Annotated in this window: 13 protein-coding genes; 4 read left to right on the top strand and 9 right to left on the bottom strand. The window is 73.6% G+C overall.

Annotated features, from left to right (window positions below):
• Positions 1–162: 162 nt before the first annotated feature.
• From ACF09E_RS35300 to eccE, 8 genes are all read right to left on the bottom strand, one after another.
• Positions 163–1,170 carry an ABC transporter ATP-binding protein gene (locus ACF09E_RS35300; protein WP_392210375.1) on the bottom strand — a complete coding sequence of 336 codons (1,008 nt, stop codon included), beginning with the start codon at positions 1,168–1,170 and terminating at the stop codon, positions 163–165.
• On the bottom strand, positions 1,167–2,141 hold the full coding sequence (locus tag ACF09E_RS35305) for an ABC transporter ATP-binding protein (RefSeq protein WP_392210377.1): 975 nt from the start codon (positions 2,139–2,141) through the stop codon (positions 1,167–1,169). Before ACF09E_RS35305 ends, ACF09E_RS35300 begins: the two co-directional genes overlap by 4 nt.
• Positions 2,138–3,052 (bottom strand): ABC transporter permease, encoded by a 915-nt coding sequence (locus tag ACF09E_RS35310; RefSeq protein ID WP_392210379.1) that lies wholly within the window; start codon positions 3,050–3,052, stop codon positions 2,138–2,140. The genes ACF09E_RS35305 and ACF09E_RS35310 overlap by 4 nt, the downstream gene beginning before the upstream one ends.
• A complete protein-coding gene (locus ACF09E_RS35315) occupies positions 3,049–4,110 on the bottom strand; it encodes an ABC transporter permease (RefSeq protein WP_388793969.1) in 1,062 nt (353 codons plus the stop codon). Before ACF09E_RS35315 ends, ACF09E_RS35310 begins: the two co-directional genes overlap by 4 nt.
• Before the next feature lie 3 nt (positions 4,111–4,113).
• Positions 4,114–5,949, bottom strand: a complete 1,836-nt coding sequence (locus tag ACF09E_RS35320; RefSeq protein ID WP_392210405.1) for an ABC transporter substrate-binding protein — start codon at positions 5,947–5,949, stop codon at positions 4,114–4,116.
• Positions 5,950–6,141: 192 nt separating this feature from the next.
• Positions 6,142–9,741 carry an SCO5717 family growth-regulating ATPase gene (locus ACF09E_RS35325; protein ID WP_392210381.1) on the bottom strand — a complete coding sequence of 1,200 codons (3,600 nt, stop codon included), beginning with the start codon at positions 9,739–9,741 and terminating at the stop codon, positions 6,142–6,144.
• Positions 9,742–9,968: 227 nt separating this feature from the next.
• Complete coding sequence (locus tag ACF09E_RS35330; RefSeq protein ID WP_392210383.1) at positions 9,969–10,775, bottom strand: hypothetical protein; 807 nt, start codon at positions 10,773–10,775, stop codon at positions 9,969–9,971.
• The gene (eccE, locus tag ACF09E_RS35335; RefSeq protein WP_392210385.1) at positions 10,775–12,076 is read right to left on the bottom strand and encodes a type VII secretion protein EccE; all 1,302 of its coding nucleotides are present in this window, start codon (positions 12,074–12,076) and stop codon (positions 10,775–10,777) included. Before eccE ends, ACF09E_RS35330 begins: the two co-directional genes overlap by 1 nt.
• A 189-nt stretch (positions 12,077–12,265) precedes the next feature.
• Here eccE and eccB point away from each other — a divergent pair, with 189 nt between their 5' ends.
• The 4 genes from eccB (at position 12,266) to ACF09E_RS35355 (ending at position 16,057) form a co-directional block, all read left to right on the top strand.
• Positions 12,266–13,816 (top strand): type VII secretion protein EccB, encoded by a 1,551-nt coding sequence (eccB, locus tag ACF09E_RS35340; protein WP_392210387.1) that lies wholly within the window; start codon positions 12,266–12,268, stop codon positions 13,814–13,816.
• 13 nt (positions 13,817–13,829) lie between these two features.
• The gene (mycP, locus tag ACF09E_RS35345) at positions 13,830–15,182 is read left to right on the top strand and encodes a type VII secretion-associated serine protease mycosin (RefSeq protein ID WP_392210389.1); all 1,353 of its coding nucleotides are present in this window, start codon (positions 13,830–13,832) and stop codon (positions 15,180–15,182) included.
• Between the two features lie 190 nt (positions 15,183–15,372).
• Entirely contained in the window at positions 15,373–15,717 is a 345-nt protein-coding gene (locus tag ACF09E_RS35350; protein WP_361852659.1) for a WXG100 family type VII secretion target, read from the top strand.
• A 49-nt stretch (positions 15,718–15,766) separates the two neighbouring features.
• Entirely contained in the window at positions 15,767–16,057 is a 291-nt protein-coding gene (locus ACF09E_RS35355) for a WXG100 family type VII secretion target (RefSeq protein WP_388793984.1), read from the top strand.
• Positions 16,058–16,123: 66 nt separating this feature from the next.
• Here the strand turns inward: ACF09E_RS35355 and ACF09E_RS35360 are convergent, their stop codons facing one another.
• Positions 16,124–16,408, bottom strand: a complete 285-nt coding sequence (locus ACF09E_RS35360) for a DUF397 domain-containing protein (protein WP_392210391.1) — start codon at positions 16,406–16,408, stop codon at positions 16,124–16,126.
• Positions 16,409–16,429: the final 21 nt, after the last annotated feature.

Here is a 16,429-nt window from a genome sequence, read left to right on the forward strand (position 1 = left end):
AGCGGCTCGATCCGGTCCCACATCGCATCAGTGATCACTAATCGGACAGACACATCCGATCAACTGATCAACTGATCAAAGAGACACGCTCTAGGCCCGGTCCGGCGCGGCGCCCCCGGAGGCACCGCGCCGGTTCGCCCCCGGGGGGCGGCGGCGGACGGTTCAGAGCGCCTGCTCCCGCGCCACCCAGTGGCAGGCCGCCTCCTGTTCGCCCCCGCCGCCCAGCACCGGCAGGCCCTCGCCGCGACAGCGGTCCGCGACCGCAGCCGCCGCTCCCGAGGCCAGGACCTGGCAGCGGGCGTGGAAACGGCAGCCGGACGGGATCCGCGACGGGTCCGGCGGCTCACCGGTCAGCACCACCGGCGCGCCCCCTGACTCCGGAAGCACCGACAACAGGGCCTGGGTGTACGGGTGTCGGGGCCGGGTCAGGACGGACTCCACCGTGCCGGTCTCCACGACCCGCCCGAGGTACATCACCGCCACCCGGTCCGCGATGTTCCACGCGAGACCCAGGTCGTGCGTCACCACCAGCGCGGACAGGCCGAGTTCGTCCCGCAGACGCAGCAGCAGGGCCAGGATCTCGCCCCGTACGGAGGCGTCCAGGGAGGCCACCGGCTCGTCGGCGACGATGAGTTCGGGCTCCAGAACCAGCGCGCCGGCGATGACGACGCGCTGCCGCTGTCCGCCGGACAGCTCGTGCGGGTAGCGCAGGAAGAAGCGCTCCGGAGGGCGCAGCCCGGCCCGTGCGAGGGCCTCCGCGACCGCCGCCCGCTCGTCGCCCGGGTGGCCGTGGATCCGCAGCCCCTCCGCCACCGCGTCGTACACGGTGTGCCGGGGGTTCAGCGAACCGCTCGGGTCCTGGAGGACCAGCTGGGCCCGCCTCCGGTAGGCCTTGAGGGCCGCGGAGCCGTACCCGAGCGGCTTCCCGTCGAAGGAGATCGTCCCGGAGGTGGGCCGGACCAGGCCGAGGAGCGAGCGGGCCAGGGTCGTCTTGCCGCAGCCGGACTCCCCGACGAGGGCCACGATCTCGCCCGCCCCGATGTCCAGGTCCACCCCGTCGACCGCCCGGGCGGGCGGCGCTCCCCGCCGCCCGGGGAAGGTGACGTGCAGTCCCCGCGCCGACAGCAGCGCCGCCGCCTTCTCGGTGCGCTCGGCCGTCTCCGTACTCATGACGCGCTCCCCACGTGGACGCAGGCGGCGCGGTGGTCCGCGGCCGCCTCCCGTAGCTCCAGGTCGATCTCCCTGCACGCGTCGACCGCCACCGGGCAGCGCGGACGGAAGGAGCAGCCGCCCGGCAGGTCCGCCGGGTCCGGCGGGTCGCCCGGCAGTCCGCGCGGCGCACGCCGGGACGCCGGGTCGCCGATCCGCGGGAAGGCCGAGGACAGGGCCCGGCCGTAGGGGTGCCGGGCGGCCTCGTACACGTCCCGTGCCGGCCCCTCCTCGACGACCCGGCCCGCGTACATCACGGCGAGCCGGTCGCAGGTGTCGGCGAGGACCGCGAGGTCGTGGCTGATCATCAGGAGGCTGATGGACTGCTCGGCGACGAGCCGCTCGATCAGCCGCAGGATCTGGGCCTGGATCATCACGTCCAGCGCGGTCGTCGGCTCGTCCGCGACGATCAGCTGCGGATCGCAGGCCAGCGCCATCGCGATCATCACGCGCTGCCGCTGGCCGCCGGACAGCTCGTGCGGATGGGCGGCGGCCCGCGCGGCGGGCAGCCCGACGTGTTCGAGCAGCTCGCCGACCTTCCGGCGGGCGGCCGCCGGGGTCGCCCGGCCGTGCACCAGCAGCGGTTCGGCGATCTGGTCCCCGATCCGGTGCACGGCGTTCAGCGAGTGCATCGCGCCCTGGAAGACGATGGACGCGCCCGCCCAGCGCACGGCCCGGAGACGGCCCCACTTCATGGCGAGGACGTCCTCGCCGTCGAGCAGGACCTCGCCCTCGATCCGGGCCGAGGCCGGCAGCAGCCGCAGCAGCGCCAGCGCCAGGGTGGACTTTCCGCAGCCGGACTCGCCGGCCACCCCCAGCTTCCGGCCGGCCTCCAGGGTCAGGTCGACCCCGCGGACCGCGGGGACGGCGTCCGCCCCCGTCCCGTACGTCACCCGCAGGCCGCGGACCTCCAGGAGGCTCGGCGTGTTCATCGACCCACCCCCAGCTTAGGGTTGAGTACGGACTCGACGGCCCGGCCGCACAGCGTGAACGCCAGCGCGACCAGGGCGATGGCGAGGCCGGGCGGTGCCAGGTACCACCAGTGTCCGGAGGAGACGGCGCCGGCCTCGCGGGCGTCCTGGAGCATGCCGCCCCAGGAGACGACGGTCGGGTCGCCGAGTCCGAGGAAGGCGAGGGTCGCCTCGGTGAGGATGGCGGTCGAGATGCCCAGCGTGGTCTGGGCGAGCACCAGCGGCATCACGTTCGGCAGCACGTGCCTGCTCATGACGTGCCCGTGGCCGCCGCCGAGGGCGGTCGCCCGCTCGATGTAGGGCCGGGACTCGACGGCGATCGTCTGGGCGCGCACGAGGCGGGCCGTGGTCGGCCAGGAGGTCACCCCGATGGCGAGGACGACCGTCCACATCGACCGGGACATGACGGTGGCGAGCACGATCGCGAGGACCAGGGTCGGCATCACCAGGAACCAGTCGGTGACCCGCATGACCACGGTCGAGAACCAGCCGCCGTAGTGCCCGGCGATGATTCCCACCAGGGTGCCGATGGCGACCGAGAGCGCGGCCGCGAGCAACCCGACGAGCAGCGAGATCCGCGCCCCCCAGACCAGCAGCCCGAGCAGGGAGCGGCCGAACTGGTCGGTGCCCAGCGGGAACCGGGCGCTCGGCGACTCCAGGGCGGTGCCCGGGGCCTGGGTCACGGACTGCACGTCGGCGCCGACGGTCAGCGGGGCGGTCAGCGCGAGGAGGGCGATGAGGGCGAGGCCGGCGAGGCCGTACAGCCCGGCGCGGTGGCCGCGGTAGGACTTCCAGAAGCGGGCGGCCGAGCTCCGGCGGCGTTGCCGTCGCAGCGAGGCCGCCGACGGCGGTACCGACTCGGTAGAGGTCATCGGCCCACCCTGGGGTCGAGCAGCGGATACAGCAGGTCGGCGATCAGGTTCATCAGGATCATCGCTCCGGCGAAGACCACGAACAGTCCTTGGACGAGGGGGAGGTCGGGCACGCTCAGCGCCTGGTAGAACAGCCCGCCGAGCCCCGGCCAGGAGAACACCGTCTCCACCAGGATCGAACCGGCCGCCACGTGCCCCAGGTTGATGAAGACCATGGTCACGGTCGGCAGGAGCGCGTTCGGCACGGCGTGCCGGCGCCGCACGTCGTCGTCGCGCAGCCCCTTCGCCCGCGCCGTCGTCAGGTAGTCCCCGCCCATCTCGTCGAGGAGCGAGGAGCGCATCACGAGGAGCGTCTGCGCGTAGCCGACGGCCACCAGGGTGACGACGGGAAGCACGAGGTGGTGGGCGACGTCGAGGACGTACGCGAAGCCGGTCTCGCCGGTGCCCGACTCCATGCCCCCGGTCGGGAAGAGCCCCGGGACCGGTCCGATGCCGACCGAGAACACGATGATGAGCAGCAGCCCGAGCCAGAAGGAGGGCACCGACCAGAGGGTCAGCGCGATGCCGGTGTTCAGCCGGTCGCCGAGCCCGCCGTGGCGCCAGGCCGAGCGGGTGCCGAGCCAGAGCCCGAGCGCCGAGTAGATCACCACGGCGACGCCGGTGAGCAGCAGCGTCGCGGGCAGCTTCTCGGCGATGAGGTCGCCGACCGGGGCGCGGAACTGGAAGGAGGTGCCGAGGTCGCCGCTCAGCGCCTTGGTGCAGTAGTCGGCGAACTGCTGCCATAGCGGCAGGTCGAGACCGAACTGTCGTCGCAGCGTGGCGAGTTGCTCGGCCGAGGTGGGCACGCCGTGCGTCATCGCCTTCACCGGGTCGCCGGGGATGATCCGGAACAGGAAGAAGCTGGTGACGAGGACGGCGAAGAGGGAGACGAGCGCGCCGCCCAGCTTCCCCGCCGCGTGGCGGAGATAGCCGAGGGAGGCACCGGTGCGGGGTGCGCCGTCCGTGGCGCGGGCCTCTTCGGCCCGCACCACGTCGGCGGGGGTGCTCGCGGTCGTCACGGACTACTCGCGGTCGTCGGCGGTGGTGCGACGGCGGCGGGCGGTCCAGACGCCCACGGCGACGAGGACGAGCGCGACGGGCCCGAGGACCAGCCAGAGGGTCGTCGAGGAGCCGGAGCCCTCGCCGTCGGACGCGGAGGCCGCGGGGACGGCCGACCACCAGCTCCAGTAGCCGTCCTGGCCCCAGAGGTTCCCGGCGGCCTCGGGCATGGTCGTGATGGACGCGATCTGGTCCGTGCGGTACGCCTCCAGGGCGTTCGGGTAGGCCATGATGTTCATGTACCCCGTGTCGTACAGCCGGGACTGCATCCGCTTCACCAGATCCGCCCGCTTGGCGGTGTCGTACTCGACCGCCTGCTGCGCGTAGAGGCCGTCGAACTCCTTGTCGCAGATGAAGTTGTCGGTGGCCCCGGAGTCCTTGGGCGTCGCGGGGAGCGTGCCGCAGGTGTGGATGGACAGGACGTAGTCCGGGTCGGGGTTGACCGACCAGCCGTCGAAGGCGAGGTCGTAGTCCCCCTTGACCCACGGGTCGGAGACGCTGTCCAGGCACTCGACCTTCAGGCCGATGCCCAGCTCGCCCCACCACTCCTGGAGGTACTTGCCGACGGCCTTGTCGTTCGGGTCGGTGGCGTGGCAGAGGATCCGGAAGTCGAGGGGCTTGCCGTCCTTGCCGACCCGCCTGCCGTCGGCGTTCTTCCGGTATCCGGCCGCGACCAGGACCTTGTCCGCCTCGGCGGGGTCGTAGGCGCGCCTCTGGCCGTCGCCCGGCTGCCAGAAGTACGAGCCGAAACGGGGCGGGATGTAGCCCTGGCCCTCGACGGCGTGCCCCTGGAAGACCTTGTCGACGAGAGTGGCGCGGTCGACCGCGAGGAAGAGGGCCTTGCGGACCGCCGGGTCGAGCAGCGCCTTGTGGCCGTTGCCGAAGGTGCCGCCGTCGCGGGCGCGCGCTCCGGGGTTGGTGGCGATGGCGTAGAAGCGGCGGCCGGGGGCGTCGTTGACCTTGACGTCCTGCTGGGTCTTCAGGGCCGCGGCCTGGGCGGGGGTCAGGTTCGGGACGAAGGACACCTCGCCCTTTTGGAGGGCGGCGACGGCGGCGTCCCCGTCCTTGTAGTACTTGAAGACCAGCTCGTCGAACTTGGGGGCGCCCCGCCAGAAGTCCTTGTTCGGCTTGAGCTTGATGTACTGGTCGACTTTGTAGTCCGTGATGACGAACGGCCCGTTGCCCACGATGGGGAACTGCTTGTCGTTGTTGAACGTGGAGAAGTCGCCGACCTTCTCCCAGACGTGCTTGGGCACGATCGGCACGTCGAGTGCGGTCATCGTGGCCTGCGGCTTCTTGAGCCGGATGACGAGGGTCTTCGGGTCGGGCGCGGTGACCTGCGCGAAGTTGGCCGTGAAGCTCCCGTTGGCGGTGGCCGCGTTCGGGTCGGTCATCATCTTGTTGAAGGTCCAGGCCGCGTCCTCGGCGGTGGCCGGCTTCCCGTCGGACCACTTCGAGTTCTCGCGGATCGTGTACGTCCACGTCAGCTTGTCCGCCGAGGGGGTCCACGCGGTCGCCAGGCCCGGGACCGTACGGGCGTCCTTGGCGTCGTAGTTGGTGAGGTACTCGTAGGCCAGCCGGTGGATGCTGGTCGAGGTGAGCTTCTGGGCGAGGAACGGGCTCAGCGAGTCGATGCTCTGCGAGACCGCGACGGTGAGCGTGTTCCCCGCGGCCTTGTCGTCCTCCGCGGATGCGGTACCGGGAACGGCCACGAGGGAGACGGCGGTGACACCGGAGGCGAGCAGCACGCGGAGTGCTCTGTGCGTGGGGGAGTGACGGGGCGGAACCTTCGTGACCATGACCATGGGACGTGACCTCGCGTCGGGGGATCTGTCGTGGATCTTGGGCTGACGGTGAGTGAAGCGAAGGTTTATCAGCGGTGGTCTGCCGTCGTCAACGATCCCTCAAACCCCTTGTGGGCTGCGGGAATGCCAAGAGGCCCCGTACCGGGGAACCGGTACGGGGCCTCATTGGTCTACTCCTGTGACGCCTTACTGCTGAGGGGCTGGCGGAGCCTGCGGAGGCTGCTCCTGCGACCAGTGGGGCGGCGGGACCTGCCCCTGTGCCTGGTCACCGGGCCGACCCTGACCGTGCGGCTGCCCGTGCCCCTGATCCTGCGGATCGGCCTGCGGAGGCAGCGGTGCGCCCGGCTGCGGCTGCTGCCATCCCTGCGGCATGCCCGGGGCGCCGCCCGGCGCGCCGTAGGGCTGTCCGGGGGCCGGCGGTGCTCCGTACGGCTGACCCGGCGCGGGCTGTCCCGGCAGCGGCTGTCCGGGCATCGGCTGTCCGGGGACGTACTGGCCCGGCATCGGCTGGGCCCCGTACGGCTGTCCGGGTGCGGGCGGCGCTCCGTACGGCTGCCCGGGAGCCGGCTGCTGCCCGTACGGCTGCTGCGGCGGGTACGGCTGACCGGGCGGCTGCTGTCCGGGCAACGGCTGCCCCGGAGCCGGCTGGGCGCCGTACGGCTGCCCCGGAGCGGGCTGTCCCGGCTGTCCGGGCGCGAACTGCCCCGGCACCGGCTGCCCCGGCATCGGCTGTCCGGGCATCGGCGGGGCCATGTGGGGCGGCACCGCGCCCTGGGCGTCGCCGGTCCACAGCCCCTGCGCCTGCTGCGCCCGTGCGAAGTCCTCCGCGACCATCGCCGAGAGGTGGAAGTACGCCTCGCGGGTCTTCGGCCGCATCATGTCCAGGTCCACCTCGGCGCCGGCCGACAGGTGCTCGTCGAAGGGCACGACCACGACACCGCGGCAGCGGGTCTGGAAGTGCTGCACGATGTCCTCGACCTTGATCATCTTGCCGGTCTCGCGGACCCCGGAGATGACCGTGATCGAGCGCTGCACCAGGTCCGCGTAGCCGTGCGCGGAGAGCCAGTCCAGCGTCGTCGACGCGCTGGACGCGCCGTCCACGGAGGGCGTGGAGATGATGATGAGCTGGTCGGCGAGGTCGAGCACCCCGCGCATCGCGCTGTACAGCAGGCCGGTGCCCGAGTCGGTGAGGATGATCGGGTACTGCTTGCCCAGGACGTCGATGGCCCGCCGGTAGTCCTCGTCGTTGAACGTCGTCGAGACGGCCGGGTCCACGTCGTTGGCGAGGATCTCCAGACCGGACGGCGCCTGCGAGGTGAACCGGCGGATGTCCATGTACGAGTGCAGGTACGGGATCGCCTGCACCAGGTCGCGGATGGTCGCGCCGGTCTCGCGCCGCACCCGGCGGCCCAGGGTGCCGGCGTCCGGGTTGGCGTCGATCGCCAGGATCTTGTCCTGCCGCTCGGTCGCCAGCGTGGCGCCCAGCGCGGTGGTCGTCGTGGTCTTGCCGACGCCGCCCTTGAGCGAGATGACCGCGATCCGGTAGCAGGAGAGGACGGGGGTCCGGATCAGCTCCAGCTTGCGCTGCCGCTCCGCCTCCTCCTTCTTGCCGCCGAGCTTGAAGCGGGCGGCGGCGCCCCCGGGCGTCCGGCTGGACTTGGGCTTCTGCTTGTTGTTCCGCAGGAGGCGGTCGGAGGAGAGCTCGACGGCCGCGTTGTAGCCGAGCGGGGCGCCCGGCACGGACCGCTCCCGCTGGTCGTGCGTCACGGGGGAGGGCCACGCGGCCCCGGTCCGCGGGTCGACCGGCTGCCCGCCCTGCGGCGGCTGCGGAGCCGCGGCCTGCGGGGGCGCGGCGGCGGGGTGCGGGTAGCCGTAGCCGCCCTGGGCCTGCGGCGGCACGCCACCGGGGACACCCGGCTGCCCCCCGGGGCCCTGCGGGTAGCCGTAGCCGGCCTGCTCCGGCGGCGTCCCGGGGTGCGGGAAGCCGTAGCCGCCCTGCGGCGCCGGGGACTGGGGCTGCGGGGCCGCGGCACCCTGCGGGTAGCCGTGACCGCCCGGAGCCGGCGGCTGCTCCTGCGGTGCGGCCTGCGGGGCGTGCGGCGGCTGCGGTGCCTGCGGGTAGCCGTAGGCGCCGGGAGCCTGGGGCTGCGGCTGGGCCTGCGGGGGCACGGCGCCGGGGGCGCCGGGCGCGGGCGGCGGCGGCCAGGCGGCCGCGGGCGGCAGCGGTGCGGCCTGGGGCTGCGGCTGCCCACCCGGGGCCGGCTGCGCGGGCCACTGCTGGGCGGGGCCGGGGGCGGCCGGCTGGAACGAGGGCGGCAGCGGCGGCAGTCCGGCGCCGGCCTGCGGCCCCGCCGGCGGCAGCGGCTGCCCGGGCGCGGGCGCCGGGGCGGCCCCGGGGAGGGGGCCGGGAGCCGCGTCGGGCGCGTAGCCCGGCGGGACGGCGTCGGCCGGCGGGTACGGGACGGGGGCGATCGGCTCCGTCAGCGCCTCGGGAGCGGCCGTCTCGGGAGCGCTCGCGACGGCGTCGGGCAGGGCCGCCTCCGGCTCGCGAACGGTCGTGTCGGCGGCGGATTCCGCGGGGGCTGCGTCGGCCACCGGCGCGGAGTCCGGGGTGGACTCCTCCGTGGAGGACGCGGCGGGCTCCGGCTCGGTGTCCTCGTTCGGCGCGGAGGCGGAGGCGGAAGCGGAGGGGGAGGGGGGAGCGGAGGCGGGGGCGGCAGCGTCGGCGCCGCCGTCGTCCGCGACCCCGTCGTGGGCCTCCGGTGCCTCAGGGGTCTCCGGGGCCTCGGTCGTTCCGGCGGTCTCGGGAGCCGCGGGGGCCGCGGGGGCTTCCGTCGCCGCCCCGGAGAGCTCCGCTGCCCGCGGGGCCTCGGCGGAGAGGGCGCCCTCCCGGCGGGGCTCGGCGTCGGCGGTCGCCGCGTCGGCGGTCCCCGCCGGGGTGCCGCCGTCGGCCGGGGTGTCGATCCCGGTGGTCCGGGCCGCCGCCGGCTCCTCCGAGCCGCCGCCGTGCGTCGCCGCCGCGGGCGTGGGGTCGGGCGTCGCCGAAGCGGCCCCGGCCGTCCGCTCGGCGATCTCGCGCTGGAGCGCCGCGGGGGAGAAGCGCATGGTCGAGCCGCTCTCGACGTCCCCGCCTCCGAAGGGTGCCGTGGGCGCGGGCGCCGGAGTGCCGGGCAGCGGACCGGGCGGCGGGAAGCCGCCGGGCGCCGAGGCGTCGGCGGTCGGGGCGGCCGGGGGCGTCGCGACCGGCGGAGCGGTGAAGGCGGACGGGGCCACCGGGGGCGGGGCCACCGGAGGGGTCACCACGGGGGGAACGGCGGCCGGGGGCACGGCCGCGGGAGGCGTCGCGGCCTGCGGAGCCCCGAAGGGCGGCTGGTGGCCGGCGGTCGGCTGGTGACCGGCCGGAGGCTGGTGTCCGGAGGGGGGCTGGTGTCCGGCGGTCGGCTGATGGCCGGCGGCCGGGGGCATGCCCGCCGCGGGGGCACCGGCCGCGGGCGTGCCGGGTGCGGGCGTGCCACCGGCGGGCGTGCCCGCCGCGGGAGCCCCCGCGTTCCAGCTCGGCTCGAAGCCGCTGCCCGCCGGGAGGCCGGGCACCGGAACCGGGACGCCGCTCGGCGGCGGGGGAGTGGCACCGCCGGCCCCCGCACCGCCCGACGCGTTCTGCGTGTACCAGGCCGGCGGGGTGTAGTCGATGGTGAACTCACCCGTCATCTCGGCGGGATCCGCGTCGGACTGATCGTCGGCGGGCGGACTCCAACCCCCGCGGATCTCGTCGCGATCGCCGTTCACTTTGCCTCCTGGTGTGGTCGAGCACCCTTGTGCCGTGGTGGGCGGGGCTCTTCCACCCTAATCGGCGCGGGCAACCCCCGGGCAGGCCCGACGAACCCACCGCGCACGTCCCCATGGCCCGTTCCGGTCACCAAGTGACCCGGCCGCGCCGAAGAGTGAGAACCCCGACCGTTCAAATCGATGCAAAAACGGACGTACTTGAACGTCTTCCGGCCGTTCGGTCCCGCTCAGTCCATTCTGCGCGCGGCGCCCAACAATCCGGTCTCGGCGTCGGTCCCCTGCGTCATGACGAACTGGCGGTCGCCCGGCGTGCACCAGAGCGTCACCCCGTCGGCGAGCGTGGAGAGCGCCTCGTACTCGTGGCGCGGCAGGCCCATGATGCGGCCGATCTGCGTGGCCTCGTCGGGCGAGACCCGCTGCACGCCGACCAGCGAGGACTTCTCCAGGAGCCGCGGCGCGACCGGGCTCAGATAGGGCAGCAGCGTGACCACCGACTGCCAGGGCGCCGACACCACGCGGCCGCGCGGCGGCCGCATGCCGCAGTCGCGGACGACGACCACGGGACTGCCCGCGGACGCACCCTGCGGCGGCACGCGCCCCACGTCGTGCAGCGCGATGCACGGCTGACCGCCGCCGGCGGCCTGCGCGAGCGCCGTCCAGGCCTGCGCACGGCCGGTCTCGACCGCCACCCGGGCACCCGTCGCGGCCGCCCGGAGGGCCAGCACCTGAGCGGTCCACAGACCGCCGATGAGCGTGATGTCGTACGGGACGGGCCGGTTGATGCCGAGCACGGCGGGCCGGTTCTCGGCGTCGACGCCGATCACCATGCCGTCGTCGCCGACCGGCAGGGCCAGCGCCTCCAGTTGGTCGAGGGGGACGGAATGCCGGTCGCGGCGCGGTCCGACCAGACCGAAGCCGAAGCGGGGCTTGGCGCCCCGGCCCGCCCGCGCGGACCCGCGGGACGCCGCCCGGCCCGAGCCCTGGCGCGCCGGGCCGCCGTAGGAAGAAGAGGAGGAGGCAGCGGCGTGGGACATCAGCGCGCACCCCCCAGCGGAAGCGTCGCGAGGATGCCCGGCACCTGTTCGCGGTCGAGCCGCACGAGCCCCGTCCTCACCCCGCGCGCCGCGCGCTCCAGTTCGTGGCGCGCCGCCACCAGTTCCTCGTCGCTGCGCCCGGTGATGCGGACGTGTCCGGTCACCGTCACCTCCTGCCGGTCCCCGCCGCTCAGCGTCAGACTGAACGTCGTCGCGAGGGCGGGCAGCGAGGTCAGCAGGGCCACCAGCTGGGGCATTGAGGCCCCCGGGCCGCCCTGGCCGCCGAGCTGCGGCCAGCGCCCCACCCAGTACGTCGTGTGCCGCCGGTCGTCCACCCGCCAGGTCCGCGCGGTCTCCTGGGTCCGGCGGCCCTGCGTCTGCCCGCGGCCCGCCTGCGCTATCGCCATCGGGCTGGCGCAGGTCGAGGTGGCCAGCGCCGAGACGAGCTCCTGCTCCGTCAGCACGCTCGCCGCGAACCCGGCACCCGCGAGCCTGCTCGCCAGCTGGTCCGCCGCCCGCACCACACACTTCTGCGCGCCCTTGAGGCCGCCGCCGCGCGCGGCGACCGCCTCCGGGCAGAGCTCGGGGTCGAGCTTGAGCGCGATCCAGGTGATCCGTACGGCGGGCGAACCCGTCTGCGCCTGGAGCGGGCCGTAGTTGCGGGCCGCCATCGACTGGGCCGGCAGGTGCGGCGCGGGGGCGGGCTGCGTGTGCTGCACGATCTGCGCCGACTCCAGGCGGATGCCGTCCACGCTCAGTACGTCCCGGACCAGCCCGACCGGCAGCGGCGCGGCCGCCCGGTCCGGGCGCAGCGCCGTTCCCTCCGACTCCACCCGCAGGACCGCGGTCAGGAAGGTGCCGTCGCCGACCATGCCGACCGGGCGCCGGTCGCGGTCGCTGTACCCGTAGGTACGCAGCGCCGGGTCGCACTCGACGACCGGGGCGATCCCCGGCTCGGTGCCCTCGGGCACGGTGAAGGACGAGGCCCGGCGGGTCCGCGTCCGCAGCGCGAGGAACGTTCCGAGCCACTCGGGCAGCGAGCGGCGGTGCCGGCGGACGACCGCCATCACCACGAGCACGACGGCGACGACGCCCGCGGGCACCATCAGCATCGGCTCGACGACCCAGGCGACGAGCATCAGCGCGGCCGCCACCTCGATCAGTACGAGCTGTTGCAATTGGAACGAACCGAAGTGTCCCGGGCGTGCCTGGAGCTTCGGTGAGACCGAGGACACCGGCCCCGTGGACGGGGGTTCGGAGGCGGTGGCCGCGGCGGGCCGCGTCCGCGTCGCGGAAACCATGATGGAGAATCCCCCTCAATTCATCCCGATCACCCTGGCCCGCCAGGGCTTTGGCGGCCGGATCACCCTACCCGCCCCACGAACCCCACGGGACAGCAGGCATAGTAGGGGGCCGGTCCGACGGCCGGGGCCCGGGTGTCACCTCCCCGGCTCCCGCGCGAAGATCGCGCCTGACGAGAATGGGGACTCATGGCATCGCGGCGGGACGAGCTCAACGCGTACACCTTTGCGAAGAAGCGCACGGTGGCGGCATTCCTCCAACCCTCGCCCTCGGGCACGGAGGAGGGGGCGCCCAAGCCGCTGCGCGCGATCCTTCCGGGGCTGATCGTCGCCGCGCTCGTGGTGGCCGGGTTCGGAGCCTGGGGCATGTTCAAGCCGAACGCCCCCAAGGGCTGGGACACCCCCAAGACCCGGGTCATCGTCGGCAAGCAGTCGACGACCCGGTACGTGGTCCTGGAGACGGGCACCGGCAAGGACAAGAAGACCCTGCTCCACCCGGTCCTCAACCTGGCCTCCGCACGCCTCCTCCTCGACCCCGACCAGTTCCAGGTCGTCCAGGTCGCCGACGAGTTCCTCGACCGGGGCAAGCTGCCGCGCGGCCCCATCATCGGCATCCCGTACGCCCCCGACCGGCTGCCCAGCGCGGACGAGGCGGGCAAGGCGAAGCGCTGGGCCGTCTGCGAACAGCCCGGCGGCGGCGCCGGCGCCAGCGTCCAGAAGGCGACCTTCCTCTTCGCCGAGCGGGAGGCGAAGCTCACCGAGGGCGCCGACCGGCTCGTCGACGGCGAGGTCCTGTACGTGAAGGGGCAGACGGGCGCCGCCCAGTTCCTCGTTGACCACACCGGCACCAAGTACCCGGTGAAGGCCGAGTCCACCGGACTGCTCACCGCGCTCGTCGGCCTCGGCAAGGAGCCGCAGCCGGTCACCGACGACTGGCTCGCCACCCTCAAGACCGGCGACGAGATCGACTTCCCGCGCATCGACAGCGGCGAGGTCGGCCGCCCCACCGAGATCCCCGGGGCCACCCTGACCGAGACCGAGAGCCGGATCGGCAACGTCCTCCTCGCCCCCACCGGCTCCGGCCCCCAGCACTACGTCGTCCTCCCCGGCAAGGTGCAGCCGGTCACGCCGTTCACGGCCTGGCTGCTCATCAACGCCCCGCAGACCCGGTCGCTCGACATGGACGGCAAGGCCACCCCCGCCGACGCCTCCTCCTTCGTCCCCGACCCCACCGTCTTCCACGGCGAGGCGAACTGGCCCGAGCTGAAGTCCAAGCAGGTCAACGCCGTCTCCGGCCCCGGCGCCCGGGACACCGTGTGCAGCGTCCTCACCGGCGTCGACGACAAGGGCCGGACGACCCTCAGCACCTGGGCCGGCCCCCAGTACCCCGCGGACATCACCGCGGGCGGCAGCAGCACGTACGTCACCCCCGGCACCGGCCTGCTGTACACCCAGATCCAGGGCCGGCAGAAGGCGCCGGACGGCTCGCTGTTCCTGGTCACCGACACGGGACTGCGCTACGCGGTGCAGGCCAACGGAGACAGCGACTCCGCCCGTTCCGAGATCGGGGCCGGGGACAAGGAGAAGCCGACCGACGGCCGCCCGGAACCGAGCGACGCCCAGAAGCATCTCGGCTACGAGAAGGTCGTGCCGGCCCTGGTCCCGATCGAATGGTCCGAGTTCCTGTCCAAGGGCCCCCGGCTCGACTCCAACAGCGCGGCCCAGCCGCAGGGTTCCTAGGGGGGTGGCACCGGTGACGACCTCCCGTACGCCCTCCCGCGCCGGGTCCCACACGACCCCCCGTACGCCCTCCCGCGCCCGGTCCCGCACAGTCCCCCGGACGCCCTCCCGCACGGCCGTGCTCCTCGCGGCCGGCACCCTGACCGCGCTCCTCGCGGCCCCGGGCGCGGCCTCGGCCGCCCCGGACCACCGCGAAGGACCCGGGGCCGGCCCCGTCCTCGACGGCAGCGGCGAGTGCACCTTCCCCATGAAGAAGCAGATCGCCGACACCCCCTGGCCGCTCCAGCGGGTCCTCCTCGACGAGCTGTGGCAGGACACCAAGGGCAAGGGCGTCAGGGTCGCGGTCATCGACACCGGCGTCGACGACGTCAACCCGCAGCTGCGGACCGCGGTCGACGCCAAGGCGGGCAAGGACTACCTCAAGCCCGACAAGAAGAACCCCGGCCTCGGCGACGAGCAGCGCGGCAAGACCGACGGCACCGTCGACCAGGTCGGACACGGCACCAAGGTGGCCGGCATCATCGCCGCCCGCCCCCGGGCGGGCACCGGATTCGTCGGGCTCGCCCCCGAGGCGACGATCATCCCGATCCGGCAGAACGACGAGAAGAACAGCGGCAAGGCCGACAGCATGGCGCAGGCCGTCACCTGGGCCGTCGCCAAGGGCGCCGACGTCATCAACATCTCGCAGGACACCACCTCGCGCCTCGGCCCCGAGACGGACCTGGCCAAGGCGGTCGCCGAGGCCGTCAGGAAGGACGTCGTCGTCGTCGCCTCCGCCGGCAACGACGGCATGGACGGCAAGGCCAAGCTGACCTACCCGGCCGCCTTCCCCGGCGTCCTCGCCGTCGCCTCCTCCGACCGGAACAACGAGCGCGCCGCGTTCTCCCAGGCGGGCCCCATGGTGGGCATCGCCGCCCCCGGCGTCGACATCGTCTCCACGGTCCCCGGCGGCGGCCAGTGCGTCGACAACGGCACCAGCTTCTCCGCTCCGTACGTGGCCGGCGTCGCCGCCCTGCTCCGCGCCGAGCACCAGGACTGGAGCGCGGCCCAGATCATCGCCCGGATCCAGCAGACCGCCGTGCGCTCGGTCAACGGGCGCGACAACTACGTGGGGTGGGGTGTGATCGACCCGGTGCGCGCCCTCGCGGACGCCCCCACGGCGCCGCCGACGGAGCCCACGCCCGACCCGCGCCCGCCCAAGCCGCCGGCCCCCGAGCCGGCGCGTCTGGCGCTGTCGGAGACGCCCCAGGAGCGCTCCGAACGGCTCGCCACCTACACGTTGGGGATCGGTGTCGTCCTGGTGGCCGTGGTCGCCGGGACCGCCATCGTGATCCGCGACAGCCGCCGCGGAAGGGGGGTCCGTTGACCGGCGTATCGGTCAAGTATCCCGACCCTCCTTTGCAGTTGGAACTGCCGCCGTCAATGGCTAAAGTGACCGCGGGGCGCACGGCAGTGCGATCCCATCACGGGGGCGGCATCAGAAGATTCCCGTCCGCATCACGACCGGATGGCCCGACGGCCCCGCCGTCGACGCCACCGAAGGAAGAAGGGGCAAGATGTCGAAAGACCTGAACGTAACCAGTGCCGAACAAGTCAAGCTCGCCGGCCGGATCCAGGACTTCTCCGACGAGCTCCAGTCCCGCATCACCTCCCTCAACAGTGTGGTGGACCGCGTCCAGGCGGGCTGGCAGGGTGCTGCGAGCAAGGAGTACGACCGGGTCCAGAACGACCTGAACCAGCGCCTGCGCAGCATGCGCCAGGAGCTCGCGAACCTCGAAGAGATGATGCGCATGAGCGCCGACGGGTTCTCTCGCGAGGAGGAGGACCGCCTGCGGTCCTTCCGTTCGATGGACACCGGCGGCGGTTCCGGCGGCAACTCGAGCGCCATCCTCGGCGTCTGAGTCACTCGACCAGTCCACCGGGCCACTTCTCACTCCAGGAGTCAACACCATGACCACTGCGGTCAATTACGACACCGTGACGCAGGCGGCGGCCGACACCCGTCTGACCTCCACCACCCTCACCCAGAAGCTCGACGACCTCATGGCCGAGGTCAACCGTGTCGCCGGCAACTGGGAAGGCGAGGCGAAGATCGCGTACCGCGAGACCCAGGACCGCCTGACCCGCGACATGGCCGGCATGAACCAGGACCTGGCGCGCATCGCCCAGCTCCTCGACGAGTCGGTCGTCGGCTACCAGGACACCGACCGCGGCAACGCCGCCCGGTTCCGCATGATGTGAGACCAGGCACGCACGCGTGAGGGGGTGGCCCGTCGTACGGGCCACCCCCTCACGCGTGTCCGCGGCTCAGCGCAGGTCGAACTCGCCGTCCCTGGCCCCGAGGACGAACGCGTCCCACTCGGCCTTCGTGTACCGCAGCACCGTGCCCTTGTCGAGCGACGAACGCATCGCCACCGCCCCCTCGGGCAGCCGGGCGATCTCCACCCGCTCCTCGTCCGGGCTCGTCCCGGGAGCGCCCTCCCACACGACGCCCGAGATGTCGAGCGCGTACAGCTCGTCCTTCTGGCGCTGCTTCTCGGCGGCCGCGGCGGCGCCGTCGGCGCCGGTCGTGCTCGTGTCTGCGTCGGTCATCGGCGCGTTCCCTTCGCGGTG

The organism is Streptomyces sp. NPDC014891 (assembly GCF_043081085.1).
Classification (GTDB): Bacteria; Actinomycetota; Actinomycetes; order Streptomycetales; family Streptomycetaceae; genus Streptomyces.